Source organism: Devosia lacusdianchii, assembly GCF_022429625.1.
In the GTDB taxonomy this organism is placed as follows: domain Bacteria; phylum Pseudomonadota; class Alphaproteobacteria; order Rhizobiales; family Devosiaceae; genus Devosia; species Devosia lacusdianchii.
Genome location: NZ_CP092483.1, coordinates 1,392,665 through 1,413,124 on the forward strand (window position 1 = coordinate 1,392,665; position 20,460 = coordinate 1,413,124).

A 20,460-nucleotide genomic window follows, 5' to 3' on the forward strand; every position below is an offset into this window, starting at 1 on the left:
CCCCGGTCACTCCTTCTGGACGGCGATGGCCTTGTGGCCCGAAACATTGCTGCCGGCATCGGGCGGCAGTCGCCAATAAATGAACGCGGCAAGGGCGCTGAGCCCCCCGACTACAAAAAACGCAATCTGAAAATCGATGAGCTGCAATTCGCTGCCGCGCAGCCTGGTGCTGAGCTCAAGAATGGCACCTGCGACCGCAACGCCAAACGCCACGCTCAACTGCTGGCACACCGCCACGATGGCTGTCGCCTGGCTGGCTTCTTCGTCATCCACGTCTGCATAGCCGATCGCGTTCGAGCCGGTGAAGAATACCGATCGCAGGATGCCGCCTGCCAGCAGCACACCCATCATCAACGGTACCGGCGTCGCCGTGCTGAACAGCCCCTGCGCCGCGATCAACCCGCCGCCGAAGAACGCCGCAAAACCGAGCACACGCGGAAATCCGAAACGCGCAAAAACCCGCTCGGCGATGAACTTGCTCATGATCGCGCCGATCGCCGATACGAAGGTAATGGCGCCCGATTGGAACGGGCTCAGCCCGAACCCCAATTGCAGCATCAACGGCAACAGGAACGGTACCGCGCCCACCCCGATGCGGAAAAACGACCCACCGGTGATCGACGCGCGAAACAGCTTGTGGCGGAACAATTGCGGGTCGAGCAGGGGGTAGGGCGTCCGCCGCGCATGCAGCAGGTAAAGGATGCCCGCCGTCACCCCCACGGCCAGCGTCAGATAGCCATAGATGATTGGCAGCGCCGGCAGGCTGACCACTGAAAGGCCGAACACCGTCCCCGCAAATGCCACGGCCGCTATGAGGAAACCCACCACGTCGATGGGGCGAGGATTACGGCTGTCGGGCACCTGCAGGAAAATGCCGGCCAGGATAATGCCCGCAATCCCGATCGGAATGTTGATCCAGAAAATCCAGTGCCAGCTCAGATAGGTGGTCAGGAACCCGCCGATCAGCGGCCCGGTCAGTGGTCCCAAGAGGGCCGGGACCGTCAGCCAGGCCATCGCCGCCACCAGTTCGTTGCGCGGCGTCGAGCGCACCAGCAGCAGTCGCCCGACCGGCGTCATCATCGACGAGCCTATCCCCTGGAAGAAGCGCGAAATGACGAAGGTTTCCAGCGAAAACGAGAACGAGCACGCCAGCGACCCGAGCATGAACACGAAGATGGCCAGCCGGAAAATGTTCTTGGCGCCGAACCGGTCGGCCATCCATCCGCTGATTGGAATGAAAATGGCGAGCGCCACGAAATAGGCCGTCAGCGCCAGCTTCAGCGCAATCGGCTCCGTGCCGATATCCGCCGCGATCGCCGGCAGCGACGTCGCGATGACGGTCGAATCCATCTGCTCCATGAACAGGGCGACCGCCAGAATAAGGGGTGTAACGCGGATCACAGGATTTGAACCGGAGGAATCGAGCCAGCCGCGAACGCGACCAAAATCACTATGAGCCGCCTTGACGACGCTGAAAAGTCAAAACCGGTTCTTGTATGGTAGGTTTTGGCATTTCTAGCCTTGATCCGCCGCGTATCACCCTTGCGCCTCGCACCCCTTCCCAAGCCGCAGCGCCGGTGCTATTGACCCTCGCCAACCTGAACCCGGCGACTCCCTATCCGCCCCGTTCGAACTCCAACATTTCTGTGCGACACAGAAGGCAGGAAAGGTCTGGCCTTGGCGAAGATTATTACCACCATCACCGGCGATGCGGCTCTGACCTTCGACGACGTGCTGCTGCAGCCCGCGCGCTCCGACGTCCTGCCCGGCGAGACCGATATCTCGACCTACGTCACCAAGGACATCGCGCTCAACCTGCCGATCATTTCCTCCGCCATGGATACCGTGACCGAAAGCGCCATGGCCATAGCCATGGCCCAGGCCGGTGGCCTCGGCGTGATCCACAAGAACCTTACTGCCGCCGAGCAGGCCGAGCAGGTCCGCGCGGTCAAGAGCTTCGAAAGTGGCATGGTGGTCAATCCCATTACCATCGGCCCCGACGCGACCCTGGCCGATGCGCTCGCTCTCATGCAGGCCAACCGTATCTCCGGCATTCCGGTGGTCGAGAATGGCGGCAAGGGTGGTCGCGCCATCGGCAAGCTGGTCGGCATCCTGACCAACCGCGACGTGCGCTTCGCCTCCCATCCGGCTCAGCCTATCCGCGAGCTGATGACCTTTGAAAAGCTTGTCACCGTGCAGGATGGTGTTTCCAAGGACGAAGCCAAGGTGCTGCTTCATAAGCATCGCATCGAAAAGCTGCTGGTCGTCGATGCCGACTACCGCTGCACCGGCCTGATCACGGTCAAGGACATCGAAAAGGCCCAGCTCAATCCCAACGCGGTCAAGGACGCCCAAGGCCGCCTGCGTGTCGCTGCCGCCTCCACCGTCGGTGATCAAGGCTTTGAGCGCTCGCTGGCCCTCATCGATGCCGGCGTCGATCTGCTCGTCATCGATACCGCGCACGGCCATTCCGTCCGCGTCGCCGAGGCTGTCGAACGCGTCAAGCGCGAGTCCAATTCTACCCGCATCGTGGCCGGCAATGTTGCCACCGCGGAAGCCACCAAGGCGCTCATCGACGCCGGCGCCGACTCGGTCAAGGTCGGCATCGGCCCTGGCTCCATCTGCACCACCCGCATCGTCGCCGGGGTCGGCGTCCCTCAGCTTGCTGCTGTCATGGCCTGCGCCGAGGAAGGCGCCAAACAGGGCGTGCCAGTCATCGCCGACGGCGGAATCAAATTCTCAGGCGATATGGCTAAGGCTTTGGCGGGCGGTGCTTCCTGCGTGATGGTCGGCTCGCTCCTGGCCGGTACCGACGAAAGCCCGGGCGAGGTCTATCTCTACCAGGGCCGCTCCTACAAATCCTACCGCGGCATGGGTTCAGTCGGCGCCATGGGTTCCGGTTCGGCCGACCGCTACTTCCAGCAGGATGTGCGCGACCAGATGAAATTGGTCCCCGAAGGCATCGAAGGCCAGGTGCCCTACAAAGGCGCGGCCGGCGCCGTACTGCACCAGCTCGCGGGCGGCCTCCGTGCCTCCATGGGCTATACCGGCGCTCATACTCTCCAGGAGTTCCGCGACAACTCCGTCTTCGTGAAGATCTCCGGAGCCGCCCTGAGCGAAAGCCACGTCCACGACGTGACCATCACCCGCGAAGCCCCCAACTACCGCAGCGCCCGCTAACAATTTCTTCGCCTCCCTCCTTCAGGGAGGGCCAAACCCTTCTTCTCCTCCCCCTCCTTCTGGGGGAGGCCGGGTGGCGGTGCTCTGGTATCAAGCTCCCCACCTCCGATCACCCTGCAGCCGACCTCCGGTGAATCCCCACCAGCAGCAGGACGTTGGCCACCAGCATGATCGGCCAGGGCGTGAACAGCAGGATGGCGCCGTCCACCAGCGTGTAGGCGCCCAGAATCCACGGAATGAACCGCGGTGGCGTTATGCCTCTGCGGTCCATCCACAGCACGATCACCCCGACAACCAGCAGCGGTATGCCGAAGCTGTCGAGGCTGAGCCACAGCGCGCTGCCGGCGGGGCTCATGTTGGAAAAGTCTTCATCCCATAATGCCCCGCCGAACCACTCGCCGGCGTATCGCGCCGCACCCAGAACCGTGAGCGCCCCGATCGTGTGCGCGGCCGCGTAGAAAACCATGAGCCAACCAGCCAACCTGATCATCCGAATATCCTTCAGTCAGTCCATACGGTTGCGTATGGTGGCGAGGACTATACGGAACCGTATGGTCGGGTCAAGACCATGTGGCAACTGGGCGGGAAGGTGCAAGCCAGCACTTGAGGCAAACATGATCCCTGGTGTTCGACGGCGTTCCTTAGCCCCTCTCCCGCATGTCCGGCGGGCATCCCTGCGAAGGCTGGAATCCGTTTCAGGTGTGCCCCACACTAGCCTCACGCACCGCGCGTCAACCTCGGGCCTGCCCCGAGGGCTCTACACTTGCTGAGTGCCTGGTCAGTGTAACGCCCTCGGGTCATGCCCGAGGGTGACGACCGAGTGTGTGAGAGCGGGTCCCGCTTATCCCTCTTTTTTCCACTCAAAGACCTATGTCACTACCTCCCCCTATCCCTCGCAGACGGTGCTTCCGCGCGCGCTGGGGAACCGATTCAGCTACAACGACTTAGCGTCACACCCCGACTCTCCTCTGGAGCTTCATTCCGTGACTCTCACCGCCAAGCTCCTCCTTCTTGCGACAGCTGCCCAGGTCCTGTTGACCCTAATCATCCTTGTGCTCATGGGCCGCGAGCGCGTTCCGCGCGTCATGTCGGGCGAGATCAAGGTCGCTGACATAGCCGTCGAGCGCAGCGCCTACCCGCTGCAGGCCCGGCTGCTTTCCAACAGCTTCGACAACCAGTTTCAGCTCCCGGTGCTGTTCTACGTCGCAGCGCTACTGACGCTTTTCGCAACCGCCACGGGCTGGATCGACGTCCTTCTCGCCTGGCTCTTCGTCGCGCTGCGCTATGTCCATGCTGTCATTCACGTCACGACGAACAGGGTCCATATGCGCTTTGCCGCCTACACCGCCGGCCTTGCGGTATTGGCCATCTTCTGGCTATGGCTCGTGCTTCGCCTTGTTGTCCTAGCCCCGAGTGTCTGATGCGCCTGCCTGGCCGCCTGTCCGCCGCTATCGAAGTCCTGACCGATGTCGAGACCCGCAAGCGCCCCGTGTCCGAGGCGCTCAAGGCCTGGGGGCTTAACAACCGCTTTGCCGGGGCAGGGGATCGCGCCGCCATCGGCAACCTCGTCTACGACGCCCTCCGCCGCCGCGCCTCGCATGCCGCACTCATGGGCAGCGACAGCCCACGGGCTCTGGTCCTGGCGGTCGCGGTGCGCGATTGGCATATGGACCCTGCCGCGCTCAGCGACAGCTTCACCACCGACAGTCATGCTCCCGCACCGCTGACCGACGAAGAGAAAGCCCGTGCCGTCGGCGAACTCCCCGATACCGCGTCCGGCCACGTTCTCGCTGACGTCCCCGAATGGCTCGCACCATCTCTGCAGCGCGCCTTCGATGACAACTGGGTCGCCGAAGGTCAGCACATGGCCGGTCGCCCCTCGCTGGATCTGCGCACCAACACGCTCAAGTCCCAGCGCGACCGCGTTCTCAAATCTCTGGCCCGGTTCAATCCGGTCGAAACCGCTATTTCCCCGGTGGGCGTCACCATGCCCGCCGGCCCGGGCGATGCTCGCACGCCCAACGTCACCACCGACGAAGGCTACCTCAAGGGCTGGTTCGAAGTGCAGGACCAGGGCAGCCAGATCGTCGCCACCCTCGCCGGCGCCAGGCCCGGCGAACAGGTCCTCGACCTCTGTGCTGGCGCCGGCGGCAAGACCCTCGCGCTCGCCGCCGCCATGGGCAATAAGGGCCAGATTTTTGCCTATGACAGCGATCGCAATCGCCTGGCGCCGATCTACGACCGCCTCAAGCGCAACGGCGCCCGCAACGTTCAGGTCCGCGCACCACAGCCAGACGCGCTCGACGATCTCGTCGGCAAGATGGACCGCGTCATCATCGATGCCCCATGTACCGGTACCGGCACCTGGCGCCGCCGTCCCGATACCAAATGGAAGCTGACGCCTGAGCTGCTCGCCCAGCGCACCGCCGAGCAATCAGCCATTCTGGCCGAGGGTCAGCGCTACCTCAAACCGGGCGGCACGCTGGTCTACATCACCTGTTCCATCCTGCCGGAAGAAAACGACGAGCAAGTCGCCAGCTTTCTTGCGGCAAATCCCGGCTTTGCTTCTATCCCGCCGGCCCAACTCTGGCGCGCCGCCTTCGGTGTGGAGCCGCCCCTCGGCGTCACCACCGCTGGCTCCGGCGTCGCGCTCACCCCGCGCCTCACCGGCACTGACGGCTTCTATTTCAACGCCCTGCGCCACACCGAATGACCTCAGACAATCCGGCTCCAGACAATCAGCCCACGGGCATCCGGCTGGGCAGCTTCATCATCGTCGCGGTGGTCGTGATCATCGGCGCCTTCGCCGCTGTCTGGTTCGCCATCCCTGGACCGGATACGCAGCATCGCCTCGTATCTCCTTCCGGTACAAGGGTTATCGAGCTTGCCGAACTGTGCTCCCCCAATGGTTGCAGTCGTGTCGCCATTCTCGACCAGATCCGGGCCGACGGCACGCACCTGCGCACCGGCTGCCCCCTGGCCATTTCTGGCCCTGACCCACTCTTTGACGAGATCGCCTCCAACTGGTCTTCAACCGAAGAAAGCGTGACTGTCGACTATGCCTCGGACAGCGGCTCTACCGGTTCATTGACCATCGACACCGTCTTGTGCACGCAGACCGAATAGTCGGTGAACCACCAGGCTCGGTTCGGCGTTGAAGCTCTAACATTTCTCCAACGCTGGATAGCGCACGATGAGCCTGGCCTCCCTGGAAGACTACAAAACACCCCGTCCATGGCTGATCCTTGCGGCCTTTCTGGTTGTGGTCATAGGCGTCGGTGCTCTGATCGGCACTCAGTCGGTGCCTGGCGTCTGGTATGAGGGCTTGGCCAAGCCGCCCTTCAACCCGCCAAACTGGATCTTCGGACCGGTCTGGTTCGCCCTCTACGTGATGATTGCCGTCGCCGGCTGGCGCATCTGGGTGATCGACGCAAAAAGCCCGGCAATGATGGTGTGGTTCGCCCAGATGCTCCTCAATTGGGCTTGGTCGCCCATCTGGTTCATTGGGCAGATGCTGTGGCCCGCATTCGCGGTCATCGTCGCCATCCTGGCGCTGATCATAGCCTTCATCGTCACGGCCAGGAAGCTCGACACCGTCGCCGTCTGGCTCTTCGTGCCTTATCTGGCCTGGGTCGGCTTTGCGAGCGTGTTGAACCTCTCCATCGCGATCCTGAACTAGGCCTCGGCCGACGCGACCTTGCGGCGGCCCCAACGCCCCTCGAGACCGCGAGCCCAGCGCACGATCGGTCCTTCGAAGGCATAAAAGCTGATCGTCGCAATGACGATGCTGATGGCAATGGCGCCCGCACTGGACCACAGCCAGATGGCCCAGCCGTCGGGCCCGCCGGTCTGGAAGCTTGGCGGCGACAGTCGGGCCATCAGACCGATGACGAGGAAGTGCCAGATGTAGATGCCGAACGAAATCTCGGCCACGAACCGCGCCACCCTGTTATCAAGCACCCGCCCCGCCAGCACCGAGGAGGGGAGGGCGACCAGCGCCACCCCAATAGCCAGCGGCATCCACGGATAGCCATAGGGGACGCCAAGCCAGCCGAACCCTTCGTTCAGCCCGCCAATATGCGCCGCCATCAGCCAGCCGGCGGCAATCACCGCTGATAGCCCGGCCACATCGAACGCCCAATGCCGCATCGCCGCCAGCCGAACCTGTACACCGGCGGCAAGCGCTCCCAGTGCGAAAATCCCGAAGAACCCGATCGGATTGAACCGCGGCATCCATGCCTTGGCGCCGCCCACCAGCCCGTAGTTCCAGCCTCGCTCGACCTCGTCGATCGGCGCCCACTGCACCACCATCCAATGCAGGGCCAGCACCAGCGCAATAATGCCGATCCAGACGAGCCGGGCCGTCCAACCACTCAGCCGAACCGCAAACAATGCCGCCAGACAGAATGGCAGCAACACATACGACGTGACCTCAAAGCCGATCGACCAGAGCGGCCCGTTATTGTCCACCGGGAACAGTGTCAGCCAGTGCCAGTCGCTGACCAGGAAAAACCCCGCCAGAAACCGCACGATCCGCTCGCCATCCAGCGGCGATCCGCTGACCGTCACGCTGAGCACCAGGCTCACCAACAGCGCCAGCCAGAAGCCGGGCAGGATGCGCGCCGCCCGTCGCAACGCGTAGACGCCGAGCGACGGCATCGCGTCACCGCGGTCCAGCGCCAGCCAGAACGGCCGGGCCAGCAGGTAGCCGCTGAGCATGAAGAATATCGACACACCAAAGCTGCCCATTACCAGGAACCGCATGGTCCCCTGTACGGCCTCGGGCACCTTGTTGATGTCCATGCGGAATGCCAGGTGGTGCAGCAGTACCAGCAGGCACGCGGCGGCACGCAGAAAGTCCGCGCCAAGCAGTCGCTGTTGGGTCAATCGAAAATTCCTGATGCCGTTTTTGCGGAAGCAACGCCTGCCGGAGCCAAGTGTTGCGGTCAAGCCCTGGCGGTAACTCCGGTTCCGTCCGCCCGCGGTCCCTCGAACCGGCGCGCCCAGGCCATCACCGGCGCTTCCAGCCATCGATAAGATAGCGTGGCGATCACCATGGTGATGCCGGTTATCACCGTGCCCGTGACCAGAAATTTCGTAGCGTCGCGCATCGTGCCATGCTCGATCTCGGGCACCCAGAACACCCGCACCAGTTCGAGTACCACATAGTGCCAGACGTAGATGCCGAACGAGATGGAGGCGAGATAGCGCGTCAGCGGATTGTCGAGTATGCGCCCCAGCACCCGGCTCGATGGTCCTGCGGCCAGCGCCAGCCCGATCAGTATCTGGAACAACGGGAATTCGTAGGGCACGCGCAGCCAGCCATAGAATTCACCGCCGCCGAGCAAGCCGTCATTCCAGACGATGGCTCCTGCCGCAACGATAGCCGCCAGCGCGATCAGGTCGAACCAGACGGACCGGAACCGCGCCAGCATCACCTGCGCTCCCGCCGCCAGCGAGCCGGTCGCGAACATGGCGAAAAACCCGAACGGATTGAACCACGGCATCCAGGTCTTGGCCCCGCCCTGCAGGCCGTACTGCCAGCCCCTTCGCGACGGATCGACCTCGACAGTGTTGTAGAACAGCCAATGCGCCAATAGCGCCGCCCCGATCACCGCAAGCCACAACAGGCGCGCCGGCAGGCCGCGCAACCGACCTGCCGCGACGGCGAACAAGGCCCAGAAAGCCAGCGGCAGCAGCGCATACGAACTCACCTCGAAACCGATCGACCATAGCGGTCCATTGATCTCGACCGGAAACAGCGTCGTCCAATGCCAGTCGCTGACCAGTAGCAGGCCGGCTGCGTAGCGCAGACACAGCCAGCCATCGAGGGCAAAGCCGAATACCGTCACGCTGAGCACGAAGGTCACCGTCAGTGCCAGCCAGAACCCCGGCACGATGCGCGCTGCCCGGCGCAGGGCATAGATCCGCAGCGAGGGCAGGGGGCGCCCATCGTCCAGCGCCTGCCAGAAGGGCCGCGCCAATAGGAACCCGCTCAGCACGAAGAACATGCCGACGCCAAAACCGCCTACCGTGTTGAATACCTGGGCAAAGACATTGCCGCCCAGTTCCGAGCGCGCATCGATCCGCTGTGCCAAATGATGAAACAGCACCACAAAACACGCGCTCGCACGGACGAAGTCGGCCCCATCGAGCCTGCTCTCTGTCTGGGTCATGGTTCCTCCGGCCGATTAGCTGCCATTCCCCGGCAATCGTGGCAAGTCGCAACCCAGTTCTGCGAGCGGACATCTTGCGGAATCCCTGCGGCAGCGATATGGCCTCGCCATGCAAAGCCCAGATACTGCCGACCGCCCGCAATCGATCCTGATCGTCGACTTCGGATCGCAAGTCACACAGCTTATCGCGCGTCGTATTCGCGAGACGGGCGTCTATTGCGAAGTCCATCCGTTCAACAAGTCGGCTGAAGCCTTCGCGGCCATGCAGCCGAAAGGCGTGATCTTCTCGGGCGGGCCGGCATCGGTCACCGACGAAGGCAGCCCGCGAGCGCCGCAGGAAATCATCGATTCCGGCCTGCCGATCCTGGCGATCTGCTATGGCCAACAGACCTTCTGCCTGCAGTTGGGCGGCAAGGTCGAGGGCGGGCATCATCGCGAGTTCGGCCGCGCCGATGTCGAAATCCTCGAACCCAGCGCCCTCTACGAGGGCATCTGGAATGTCGGCGGCCAGTATCCTGTCTGGATGAGCCACGGCGACCGCGTCACCGAGCTCCCCGCGGGCTTCAAGGTCATGGCGACCTCGCCCAACGCGCCCTTCGCCATCGCCGGCGACGAGAGCCGCAAATACTACACCACCATGTTCCACCCCGAAGTGGTGCACACGCCCGATGGCGGCAAGCTCCTGGCCAATTTCGTGCACAACATCGTCGGCCTTGAGTCCGATTGGAATATGGCGGCCTACCGCGCCAAGATGATCGAAAAGATCCGCGCCCAGGTCGGCACGGGTAAGGTCATCTGCGGCCTTTCCGGCGGCGTCGACTCCTCGGTGGCCGCCGTGCTGATCCACGAAGCCATCGGCGATCAGCTCACTTGCATTTACGTCGACCACGGCCTGATGCGCCTCAACGAGAGCGAACAGGTCGTCACGATGTTCCGCGACCAATACAATATCCCGCTGGTCCACGTGGATGCCTCCAAGGTCTTCCTGCGCGAACTCGACGGCCAGTCCGATCCCGAAACCAAGCGCAAGATCATCGGCCGGCTCTTCATCGAAACCTTCGAGGAAGAAGCCAAAAAACTCGGCGGCGCCCAGTTCCTCGCCCAGGGCACCCTTTACCCCGACGTCATCGAATCCGTCTCCTTCACTGGCGGCCCCTCGGTCACCATCAAGTCGCATCACAATGTCGGCGGCCTGCCCGAGCGCATGAACATGCAGCTCGTCGAGCCGCTGCGCGAACTGTTCAAAGACGAGGTCCGCGTCCTCGGCCGCGAACTCGGCCTGCCCGACAGCTTCATCGGCCGCCACCCGTTCCCCGGCCCGGGCCTCGCCATCCGCTGCCCCGGCGGCATCACGCCCGAAAAACTCGATATCCTGCGCCAGGCCGACGCCATCTATCTCGACGAAATCCGCAAGTCCGGCCAATACGACAAGATCTGGCAGGCCTTCGCCGTTCTCCTGCCAGTCCAGACCGTTGGCGTCATGGGTGACGGCCGCACCTACGAATTCGTCTGCGCCCTGCGCGCCGTGACCTCCGTCGATGGCATGACTGCGGATTTCTACCAGTTCGACATGAACTTCCTCGGCAAGACCGCCACCCGCATCATCAACGAAGTCCGCGGCATCAACCGCGTCGTCTATGACGTAACCAGCAAGCCCCCCGGCACCATCGAGTGGGAATAATCCCTCACGGATCAAACCGCCGATTTTCCCGGTGACCGGAGAACCTTGACCACCGCGCTGTGTTGCTCCGCGCCAAAACCGGAGTCGCGTGCACGTCGAAATGTGTCTGCCGCCAGTTGCGGGAAAGCGGTGTCTGTCCCCAAGTCGCCGGCATATTCGGCGAGCCAGCCCAAGTCGCCGGTAATCGTCTTGATCGTCGCCTCGGCATTGTCGAAGCGGTTATCCGCAATGGCCCTGCCCATCTTGAGCATGTCGTCGGCAAACATCGACCCGATGCCGGACAGCATTTCGCCGAACGTGGCCGGGTCGATACCTTCCGCCTCACTGATCGCGGCGCCCTGTGCGAACCCGATCCAGTGTCCGGCGAAATAGGCCATTGCCGCGTTGGTTATCGCCGCGGCATGGCCGATATTTGCGCCCACATAGCTGACATTGCCGGCCAGTACCCTCAGTAGAGGTTCGGCAAGCGCGAAATCGGCATCAGGCCCGGCGCCGATGATCGACGCCTCCGGTCCGCCAATCTGCCTTGGCCACGCCGCGATGGCCCCGTCCAGGTAGCGCGCACCCTTTGCCCTGACCCAGCTATCGAGTGACCGCGCGTGGCCGGGAGTGCCCGAGCTGAGCTGGACTACCAGGCGTCCCTTCATCACATCGGCAACGCCCGGCTGCTGCAGGACGTCGAGGCTCGCTGCATAGCTGGAAAGACAGATGATAACGACCGGGCTGGCCGCAATGGCTTCTGCCATGTCCACAGGCGCCTTTGCGCCAAGCGCAACCAAGGCCGTGGATTTTGCCTCACTGCGGTTCCAGACCGTTACGCTCTTGCCGGCGTTGATCAGCGCGCGCGCCAACGCTCCGCCCATCTCGCCCAACCCCACGACGCTGACGTCACTCATGACAGATCCTCTCACTTGCTTTTTCTCCTACAAAATGTAACTTACAAAATGTAGAAATCAAGAGTCGGCGACAACAATGACGAAATTGCCCAGGGATCAACGGCGCGAGCTGCTCATCGACCAGGCATTGGAAATCGTTCGCACCGAGGGTGCGGACGCGTTGACCTTGGCAACGCTTGCCGCGCGTGCCGGCGTCAGCCGGCCGGTTGCCTACGAGCATTTCACCACGCGTCCGGGTCTGCTGCTTGCAGCGTTTCAACGCCTGGAAGATCGGTATGTGGAGCAACTCCGGAGTGCTCTGTCGTCGCCTCCCTCAAACCTGCTCGCTGTTGCCGAGGTCATGAGCCGGGCCTACTTCAACTGCCATGCCGATTTGGGCGCTGAGGGACCGGCGATCTCCGCTGCGCTCAAGGGCAGCGATGAGATGGCGGCACAACAGCGAGCTATGGTGGGTGAATATGTAGCGATCATGCTGAAAGCCCTGCGGCCGCATTCGCGCCTGACCGATGAGCAACTCAGCTTGCGTTGCATAGGAATGCTTGGCGCGGCCGAGGCCATGGCGAACGAAACCCAGGTTGGAAAGACGACGGTCGACGACGCCATTGCCGCTCTGACCACCATGATCGCCAGCGCGGCCTAACGGCCACCGTACTCCTTCTTTGCCGACAAGCTGCTTGCAAGGTCCAAGCGGTTTTGCCTGGTCTGATTGCCCCGACTGACCGCGATACTTTCACCTGCCAGGTCGGCTATGTATGACGTATCTTCTCACCTCCGGCGGCATCGGCAGCAGCGCTGACGTCATCTCCGAGGGGGGAGCCTGGCGCCCCTCGATCGCTGAACGGCACTTGTTCACATCTCCCACGCCCAATTGACCACCATGGACCTCTGGCCTATTGTAGAACAAATAGGGAACAAATGGACATGAGAGATGGATGGACAGCTCGATTTCTTCGGAGGTGGATCAGATCCTAGGCTGAGCGCACCAGCCTCATCGCGGGACCACTACCGGCATCGGTACTACTTTACGCTCGTGCCGCCGCCGGCATTGGCGCAAGACATCGAGCGCATCGCTGACCGGTTGGCGCGCCATCATGGCGCCCGCAGTGCCACCCGCGCCGATCGCTTGCACGTGTCGCTCAACGGCGTGTGGCGCAGCGTCAACGAGATCGAGCTCGCCCTGTTGGACGATGCCCAGGAGGTCGGCGAGGCGATCCGCCGGCCCGGCTTCGACATCGCCTTCGATAAGCTCCAGACCTTTTCTGGCGGTAGCCGGTCTAAAACCGGTGGCCGCACCATCGTGCCAACCGTCCTGACCTGCACTAACGGCGCCCGCGAAACCCTGGCACTCTACGGCGACATCCGCCGCGAAATGCAGCGTCTGGGCATGCCGGTTGGCCCCAGGTCATTCGTGCCCCACCTGACCATCTGGTACGGCCACGCGCGCGTGTCGGACCTGCTGCTTAAGCGGCCGCTTCGCTGGGGCGTACGCAAGTTCTGGCTCGTCCGCACCACCACCGGACAACGACGCCCCGATTACATCGGCGAATGGCCGCTTGGCTGAGGTCGGCGGCACTTTCTGGCGCATTTGCATTCCCCCGGCAGCATGCTAAACGTGCGCCCCATTCACTACCGACCTTTAGGCAGGCCATGTCCCAGGACAATATTTTCCGCGAAGTCGACGAGGAGCTGCGCAGCGATCGCATGCGCGCCCTGTGGCGTCGCTTTGCGCCCTACGTGATTGGCGCTGCCGTCGGTGTCGTGGCCATCGTTGCCGTCAACGAAGGCTGGAGCTGGTACCATTCCAACAATGCCGCCCAGTCATCGGACGAGCTCTACGCTGCCTTCGACCTGATCGAAGGCGGCGACCTGCCGGCCGCTCAGACCCAGCTCGATGCGCTGATCGCCAACGGTTCGGGCAGCTACCCGGTCCTGGCGCAGTTCCGCAAGGCGGGCGTGCTGGCCAAGGAAGGCAAGACCGCCGACGCCGTTGCCGCTTACGACGCACTGGCCAATACCCAGTCCAACCCGCGCCTGCGCGAACTGGCGCTGGTTCTGGCCGGTACGCTGCTGGTCGATAACGGCACGCTGGCCGAAGTGCAGGCCCGCGTCGAAACGCTGGCTGTTGACGGCAACCCGCTGCGCAATGCAGCGCGGGAAGTGCTTGGCCTGGCCCAGTACAAGGCCGGTGATTTCACCGCTGCCCAGACAAGCTTCGAAGCCGTGCTCAACGATCCCCTGACCCAGAACGACACCCGCAATCGCATGGGTTACTATCTGGCCCAGTTGCTGTCGGAGGGCGCTATCGCCGCTCCGGCCGAGGCAAGCGCCGCAGAAGGCGCTGCCAATGCCATCGACCAGATCGTCGGCGACGAGATGCCTGCGCCGGCCACCGAACCGGCACCGGCCGCCGAGGCTGCCCCCGCCACCGAAACGCCTGCTGCCACCACCCCGGCCGAGCCGGCCGCGCAATAGCGGCCGCTTGTCCCCGCCTGATCGGAAAACACCCGTATGACCGTCACCGTAGCTATTGTCGGTCGTCCCAATGTCGGCAAGTCCACGCTGTTCAACCGCCTGGTCGGTCGCAAGATCGCGCTGGTCGATGATACGCCGGGCGTCACGCGCGACCGCCGGGAAGCGGAGGGCCGCATCGCTGATCTGACTTTCCGCATCCTCGATACCGCGGGCTACGAAGACGTCACCGATGGCAGCCTCGAAGACCGCATGCGCCAGCAGACCGAGCTGGCCATCAAGGAAGCCGATGTCATCCTGTTCATGATCGACGCTCGCGCAGGTGTGGTGCCACTCGATCAGCGCTTCGCCCAGGTGCTGCGCAAGGCAGGCAAGCATGTCCATCTCGTCGGTAACAAGGCCGAAAGCGGCGCTGCCGAAGCCGGTCTCGTGGAAGCCTTCAAGCTTGGTTTCGGCGAAGCCATTGCGCTCTCCGCCGAGCATGGGCTGGGCCTGTCCGAGCTCTATTCCATCGTCTCGGCCGCCATCGATAAAGCGGCCGCCGAGAAGGAAGCCGCTGACGCCGCCAACATCGACGATATCGACGCGCTTCCCGAAGTCGACGTCGATATCACCGAGGATATGCTCGAAGGCGAGGGCGACGAGGCCACTTTGCGCTGGAACCCCAAGCGCTACCTCAACGTCGCCATCGTCGGACGCCCCAATGCCGGCAAGTCCACCCTCATCAATCGCATGGTTGGGGAGGATCGCGTGCTGGTCGGCCCCGAAGCCGGCATCACCCGCGATTCCATCCTCGTGCCCTGGGAATGGGAAGGCCGGGTGATCAACCTGGTCGATACCGCCGGTATCCGCCGCCGTTCCCGCGTCACCGAAAAACTCGAAAAACTTGCCGTGGGCGATAGCCTGCGCTCCATCCAGTATGCCGAAGTCGTCGTGCTCATGCTCGACGCAACCATTCCGTTCGAAAAGCAGGATCTGGCCTTGGCCGACCTGGTCGAACGTGAGGGCAGGGCGCTTGTCATCGCGGTCAACAAGTGGGACCTGATCGAGGACAAGAACGAAACCCTCAAAATGCTGCGCGAGGAATGCGATCGCCTGCTGCCGCAATTGCGCGGCGTGCCGCTCGTCACCTTGTCCGGCCTGACCGGCAAGAATATCGACAAGCTGATGGACGCGATCTTCAAGATCGAGCGGAGCTGGAATTCGCACGTCTCCACCGCGCGGCTCAATCGCTGGCTCACCGGCATGGTCGAGAGCCATCCGCCTCCGGCCGTTTCCGGTCGCCGCCTCAAGCTGCGCTACATGACGCAGGCCAAGACGCGGCCGCCCAGCTTCATCCTCTTCGCCTCGCGCCCGGATGTGCTGCCGATGGCGTACCAGCGCTATCTGGTCAACGGCCTGCGCGAAGCCTTCGACATCAAGGGCACGCCGATCCGCCTCTGGGTTCGCGGCGGCAGCACCAACCCCTACGACGACAAGGAAAAGCGCCGGCTGGGTTGACCCCTCGGACCTTGCCGCAGGCTGACCCAGCCACCGCGCGTCACCCTCGGGCTTGACCCGAGGGCTCTACACTTGCCAATCGTTGGCTGTAGTACAATACCCTAGGGTCAGGGCCGAGGGCGACGATCCGCGTGCTGCAGATGCCGGGTTTCGCCTCGCCCGCGACATATTTTCCAAAGCCATGGCGCAAGTCATGGCTTTACCCCTATATTGCGCCGGTCAAAGCGACCCGATGCTGAGTGCGGGGCCGCATTTCCATGAAAAGACCTTGTTCGCAGAAATATTGATCGTCGTCGTCCTGACCATCGTCAACGGCTTGTTGGCAATGTCGGAACTGGCAGTCGTGTCCGCCCGTCCGGCCCGCCTCAGAAGCATGGCCGATCAGGGCAACAGGGGCGCCGCCACGGCGTTGCGCCTGGCCGAAGACCCCGGCAAATTTCTCTCCTCCGTTCAGATCGGCATTACGCTGGTCGGCATCCTCTCGGGCGCCTTTTCGGGCGCTACCTTGGGCCTACGCCTTACTGATTGGCTCGAATCCGTCGGCGTTGCCGACAATGTCGCCGACGTCTTGGGCGTCGGCGTCGTCGTAGTCCTGATCACCTATATCTCGCTCATCCTGGGCGAACTTGTGCCCAAGCAGATTGCCTTGCGCGATGCCGAAGGTGTCGCCGCCCGCGTCGCGCCGGCGATGAAGCTCCTGGCGGCTATCGGCTCACCAATCATCTGGGTGCTCGATATATCGGGCAAGGGCGTGCTGGCTTTGTTGGGGCAGGCCGGCGAATCCGAAGAGAAGGTCACCGAAGAAGAGGTCAAGACCATCATCGCCGAAGCCACGACGGCTGGTGTCATCGAAAGCGACGAGCATTCGATGATCTCGGGCGTCATGCGCCTCGCCGACCGTTCGGCGCGTGGCCTGATGACACCGCGTCTCGATGTCGACCTGATCGACCTGGGCGATGACAGCGACGAAATCCGCCGCACCATTCTCGATACCCATCGCTCGCGCCTGCTTGTGCAGGATGGCGATGCCGATTCGATCATCGGCGTGGTGGCCATCAAGGACATTATCGGCGTGTTCGCCAACGGCCTCCCCCTTGAGCTGCGCAAGTTCGTGCAGCCCGTACCGGTGGTGATGGATCACGCCGACGCGCTCGACGTCGTGCGCGCCATCCGTAATTCGACCGTGCATATGGCGCTGGTCGTGGATGAATACGGCCATTTCGAAGGCATCGTCACCTCGGGCGACATCCTTGAGGTGATCACCGGCGTGTTCCAGGAAGAAACAGGGGACGATCCGGCGCTGGTCAAGCGCGAGGACGGCTCGTGGCTGGTCGCTGGCTGGATGCCGGTGGACGAGTTTGGCGAGCGGCTCAAAGTGTCCATCCCGCGCGATGCCAAGTTCGAAACCGTGGCGGGCTACGTCCTGTCCATCATCAACCGGCTGCCCAATGTTGGCGAGACCTTCGAGCACAATGGCTGGAAGTTCGAGATTCTCGACCTGGACGGCCGCCGCATCGACAAGATCCTGATGACCAAGCTCGACTGACGCGGCTACGTTCTGGCGAAATCCTGCCTCGCCGTCACCACCCGGCTTGTCCGGGTGGTCCATAGAGTGCCGCGCCATCGCTGAATTGCCCAGGCAGACCGCGCAATGAGGCTCAGGCCTCCAGCGACATACCGAACCAGACCGTCGTCCCGGCGGTCCGGATCGGCTCAAAGCCGCTGCGCTGCCAGAACGCAATCCCGCCAGTATTGCTGGCGCTGGCGCCGAGATGGATGCCGGTGACGCCGGCGGCTCGCGCCTGCTCGATCCAGCGCTCCAGCAACGCCGTGCCCACGCGCTGTCCGCGCAGGCGCGGCAGCAGGTTCATGTGAATATGCGCAGGGTACTGCGCCACAATGTCCGCCGGGTTGCGAGATGGCCGCTGGATGGCCGCGATGCGCTGCCGATCCGCCTCGGTCAAGCTGGCCGGCGGGACGCTTGCATAGTGCTGGCGCAGGCCGGGCCACCATTCCCGCTCGAGCCGGTCGTCGAATGCAGTGGTGTCGTAGGCACCCACGATGTAGCCGGCCACGCCCTGCTCATCCTCGGCAACAATGACTTGCGCCGGCGCCAGCACACCATAGGGCGCTGAATAGATGTGGCCGACGGCTTTGCGGTCATTGTGCTGGCTGGAGGCGTCATGGCCCGCCGCTCCGGTCAACAGGCAAATTTCATACAGCGCATCGAGATCGCGCGGTTCGTAGCCTCGCAGTTCGACCATGCGTGTCCGTCCTAAATGTCGGTGAATGCGCCCTTGTCGGCGTCGAACAACCGGCCGTTTTCCTTGAGCGATGGGCTGACCATATCGACCAGCTTGGGCGCGATGTCCGCAGGCTTGGGCAACGTATCCGGGTTTTCGCCCGGCATGGCCTTGGCCCGCATCGCGGTGCGGACGGCGCCGGGGTAGAACACGTTGACGCGAACCTTAGTCTGCGCCACTTCGCCGGCATAGGATTTGGCCATGGCGTCAACGGCTGCCTTGCTGGCAGCATAGAGCCCCCAGAACGGCCGCGCCGACTTGGCCGACGACGACGATACGAATACGGCGCGTCCCGCCACCGATTGGCGCAGCAGCAGGTCGGTCGCCCGCAGCAGGCGATAATTGGCCGTCACGTTGACCGCCATCACCTTCTCGAAGTCTTCCGGCTTCACATGGGGCAGGGGGCTCAGCACGCCCAATTGCCCGGCATTGGCGATCAGTCCGTCAAGGGCGCCCCAACGCTCGAAGATGGCAGCGCCCAGCCGGTCGATGGCATCGCCATCGCGCAGGTCCAGCGGCACCAGCGTTGCGGACGATCCGAGGTCCTGGATTTCGTCGTCCAGTTCCTCAAGTCCGCCTACGGTGCGGGCCACCGCAACAACATGCGCACCACGGCGTGCCGCCTCGATGGCAGCCGCATAGCCGATGCCGCGCGATGCGCCGGTGACGAGGATGACCTTGCCGGCAAGGTCCGTCGATTGAGCCATTAGCCGGCCTCTTTCAGCAGGGAGATTTGTTTCGGCTCGTTCTTGGCGCGGCCGTTCAGATCGGTCAACTGTGTTGGATAGTCGCCCGTGAAATAATGGTCGGTGAATTGCGGCGCGGCAGCATTGCGCGCCTCTCCGCCGACGGCGTCGTAAAGCCCGTCGATCGACAGGAACTCAAGCGAATCCGCGCCGATGAACTTGCACATCGACGCCAGGTCCTTGTGCTGGTTGGCAAGCAGCTTTTCCGGGTCGGGCGTGTCGATGCCGTAATAGTCCGAGTAATAGATCATCGGGCTGGCGACGCGGATATGCACCTCGGTGGCGCCGGCATCGCGGATCATTTGCACGATCTTGAGCGATGTCGTGCCGCGCACGATCGAGTCGTCGATCAGCACCACGCGCTTGCCGGCAATCTCGTTGCGATTGGCTGAATGCTTGAGGCGAACCCCGAAGGCCCGGATCGACTGCGTCGGCTCGATGAAGGTGCGGCCCACATAGTGGTTGCGGATGATGCCCAGCTCGAACGGAATGCCGCTCTGCTGTGCATAGCCGATCGCCGCGGGCGTGCCCCCATCGGGCACCGGCACCACCACATCGGCTTCCACCGGCGCTTCCTTGGCCAGGTTGATGCCCATGCGCTTGCGCGCGCCATAGACGCTGCGACCGGCAACCACCGAATCGGGACGGGCGAAGTAGACGTATTCGAACAGGCACGGACGCTCCGGCATCGGGCGCGCCGGCTTGCGCTCCTCGATGCTGATCGAGCCATCGGGCTGCAGTTCACAGATGATCACTTCGCCATTCTCGACGTCGCGGATGTACTTGGCGCCAATGATGTCCAGCGCGCAGGTTTCCGAACAAAAGATCGGCTTGCCGTCGAGCTCACCCATCACCAGCGGCCGAATGCCGATCGGGTCGCGCGCTGCGATCAGCTTGGTGCGCGTCATTGCCAGCATGGCATAGCCGCCTTCCATCTGGCGGATGGCGTCGATGAATCGATCGGTGGTTGAACTGTGCCGCGAGCGGGCCACCAGGTGCAGCACCACTTCGGTGTCCGAGGTCGACTGGCAGATTGCACCGGTGGCGATGATCTGCCGGCGTAGCGTCAGGCCGTTGGTGAAGTTGCCGTTATGGGCGATGGCGATGCCACCGGCTTCCAGCTCGGCAAACAATGGCTGCACATTGCGGAGCGCCACTTCGCCGGTCGTCGAATAGCGTGTGTGGCCCATGGCGATCGAGCCTGGAAGCTTCGCCAGCACGGCCGGGTCGGTGTAGTGGTCGCCCACCAGTCCCATGCGCTTTTCGGTATAGAACTGGCGGCCGTCGAAGCTGACGATACCGGCCGCCTCCTGACCGCGATGCTGCAGGGCATGCAGGCCCAGCGCTGTCAGCGTTGAGGCGTCGCTATGCCCCAAAATGCCAAACACGCCGCACTCTTCATGCAGCGTGTCGCTTTCAAGATCAAAAGAGTCGTCGCTCGGATGGTTCACGTTCACCGGGCTCTCCATGCCAATGCTGCCTCAACCGCAGAACTGCGTGTCGCCAAAG

At 63.3% G+C, this 20,460-nt stretch carries 19 protein-coding genes; 11 read left to right on the forward strand and 8 right to left on the reverse strand.

Going from position 1 to position 20,460, the window contains the following annotated elements; genetic code table 11:
• Positions 1 to 6: 6 nt before the first annotated feature.
• Positions 7 to 1,401 carry an MFS transporter gene (locus MF606_RS06780; protein ID WP_275693131.1) on the reverse strand — a complete coding sequence of 465 codons (1,395 nt, stop codon included), beginning with the start codon at positions 1,399 to 1,401 and terminating at the stop codon, positions 7 to 9.
• 276 nt (positions 1,402 to 1,677) lie between these two features.
• On the opposite strand from MF606_RS06780, the gene guaB reads away from it, so the two are divergent.
• The gene (gene guaB / locus MF606_RS06785) at positions 1,678 to 3,180 is read left to right on the forward strand and encodes an IMP dehydrogenase (RefSeq protein WP_240233051.1); all 1,503 of its coding nucleotides are present in this window, start codon (positions 1,678 to 1,680) and stop codon (positions 3,178 to 3,180) included.
• A gap of 109 nt (positions 3,181 to 3,289) precedes the next feature.
• Here the strand turns inward: guaB and MF606_RS06790 are convergent, their stop codons facing one another.
• Complete coding sequence (locus MF606_RS06790) at positions 3,290 to 3,670, reverse strand: hypothetical protein (protein WP_240233052.1); 381 nt, start codon at positions 3,668 to 3,670, stop codon at positions 3,290 to 3,292.
• Between the two features lie 493 nt (positions 3,671 to 4,163).
• Between MF606_RS06790 and MF606_RS06795 the strand changes: the two genes are divergently transcribed.
• From MF606_RS06795 to MF606_RS06810, 4 genes are all read left to right on the forward strand, one after another.
• Entirely contained in the window at positions 4,164 to 4,601 is a 438-nt protein-coding gene (locus tag MF606_RS06795; RefSeq protein ID WP_240233053.1) for an MAPEG family protein, read from the forward strand.
• On the forward strand, positions 4,601 to 5,893 hold the full coding sequence (locus MF606_RS06800; protein ID WP_240233054.1) for an RsmB/NOP family class I SAM-dependent RNA methyltransferase: 1,293 nt from the start codon (positions 4,601 to 4,603) through the stop codon (positions 5,891 to 5,893). The genes MF606_RS06795 and MF606_RS06800 overlap by 1 nt, the downstream gene beginning before the upstream one ends.
• On the forward strand, positions 5,890 to 6,306 hold the full coding sequence (locus MF606_RS06805; protein WP_240233055.1) for a hypothetical protein: 417 nt from the start codon (positions 5,890 to 5,892) through the stop codon (positions 6,304 to 6,306). The genes MF606_RS06800 and MF606_RS06805 overlap by 4 nt, the downstream gene beginning before the upstream one ends.
• A gap of 67 nt (positions 6,307 to 6,373) precedes the next feature.
• On the forward strand, positions 6,374 to 6,859 hold the full coding sequence (locus MF606_RS06810; RefSeq protein WP_240233056.1) for a TspO/MBR family protein: 486 nt from the start codon (positions 6,374 to 6,376) through the stop codon (positions 6,857 to 6,859).
• Here MF606_RS06810 and MF606_RS06815 read toward each other — a convergent pair.
• A complete protein-coding gene (locus MF606_RS06815) occupies positions 6,856 to 8,067 on the reverse strand; it encodes an acyltransferase family protein (RefSeq protein ID WP_240233057.1) in 1,212 nt (403 codons plus the stop codon). The genes MF606_RS06810 and MF606_RS06815 overlap by 4 nt on opposite strands.
• Before the next feature lie 59 nt (positions 8,068 to 8,126).
• Positions 8,127 to 9,356, reverse strand: a complete 1,230-nt coding sequence (locus tag MF606_RS06820; RefSeq protein ID WP_240233058.1) for an acyltransferase family protein — start codon at positions 9,354 to 9,356, stop codon at positions 8,127 to 8,129.
• A gap of 109 nt (positions 9,357 to 9,465) precedes the next feature.
• Here MF606_RS06820 and guaA point away from each other — a divergent pair, with 109 nt between their 5' ends.
• Positions 9,466 to 11,037, forward strand: coding sequence for a glutamine-hydrolyzing GMP synthase (gene guaA / locus MF606_RS06825; protein WP_240233059.1), 1,572 nt, complete (start codon positions 9,466 to 9,468; stop codon positions 11,035 to 11,037).
• An 11-nt stretch (positions 11,038 to 11,048) separates the two neighbouring features.
• Here guaA and MF606_RS06830 read toward each other — a convergent pair whose 3' ends face one another.
• A complete protein-coding gene (locus MF606_RS06830) occupies positions 11,049 to 11,933 on the reverse strand; it encodes an NAD(P)-dependent oxidoreductase (protein WP_240233060.1) in 885 nt (294 codons plus the stop codon).
• Between the two features lie 76 nt (positions 11,934 to 12,009).
• On the opposite strand from MF606_RS06830, the gene MF606_RS06835 reads away from it, so the two are divergent.
• The 5 genes from MF606_RS06835 (at position 12,010) to MF606_RS06855 (ending at position 17,448) form a co-directional block, all read left to right on the forward strand.
• A complete protein-coding gene (locus MF606_RS06835) occupies positions 12,010 to 12,573 on the forward strand; it encodes a TetR/AcrR family transcriptional regulator (protein ID WP_240233061.1) in 564 nt (187 codons plus the stop codon).
• A gap of 405 nt (positions 12,574 to 12,978) precedes the next feature.
• On the forward strand, positions 12,979 to 13,494 hold the full coding sequence (locus tag MF606_RS06840) for a 2'-5' RNA ligase family protein (protein ID WP_240233062.1): 516 nt from the start codon (positions 12,979 to 12,981) through the stop codon (positions 13,492 to 13,494).
• An 86-nt stretch (positions 13,495 to 13,580) separates the two neighbouring features.
• On the forward strand, positions 13,581 to 14,405 hold the full coding sequence (locus MF606_RS06845; protein WP_240233063.1) for a tetratricopeptide repeat protein: 825 nt from the start codon (positions 13,581 to 13,583) through the stop codon (positions 14,403 to 14,405).
• Positions 14,406 to 14,441: 36 nt separating this feature from the next.
• Complete coding sequence (gene der, locus MF606_RS06850) at positions 14,442 to 15,902, forward strand: ribosome biogenesis GTPase Der (RefSeq protein WP_240233064.1); 1,461 nt, start codon at positions 14,442 to 14,444, stop codon at positions 15,900 to 15,902.
• Positions 15,903 to 16,185: 283 nt separating this feature from the next.
• Positions 16,186 to 17,448 (forward strand): hemolysin family protein, encoded by a 1,263-nt coding sequence (locus MF606_RS06855; protein ID WP_240233799.1) that lies wholly within the window; start codon positions 16,186 to 16,188, stop codon positions 17,446 to 17,448.
• Positions 17,449 to 17,560: 112 nt separating this feature from the next.
• On the opposite strand, the gene MF606_RS06860 is transcribed toward MF606_RS06855, so the two are convergent.
• Genes MF606_RS06860 through purF form a run of 3 tightly spaced genes read right to left on the reverse strand, consistent with a single transcriptional unit; the run spans position 17,561 to position 20,408 of the window.
• A complete protein-coding gene (locus tag MF606_RS06860; RefSeq protein ID WP_240233065.1) occupies positions 17,561 to 18,166 on the reverse strand; it encodes a GNAT family N-acetyltransferase in 606 nt (201 codons plus the stop codon).
• A gap of 11 nt (positions 18,167 to 18,177) precedes the next feature.
• On the reverse strand, positions 18,178 to 18,912 hold the full coding sequence (locus MF606_RS06865) for an SDR family NAD(P)-dependent oxidoreductase (RefSeq protein ID WP_240233066.1): 735 nt from the start codon (positions 18,910 to 18,912) through the stop codon (positions 18,178 to 18,180).
• Complete coding sequence (gene purF, locus MF606_RS06870) at positions 18,912 to 20,408, reverse strand: amidophosphoribosyltransferase (protein ID WP_240233067.1); 1,497 nt, start codon at positions 20,406 to 20,408, stop codon at positions 18,912 to 18,914. Before purF ends, MF606_RS06865 begins: the two co-directional genes overlap by 1 nt.
• Between the last annotated feature and the right edge of the window lie 52 nt (positions 20,409 to 20,460).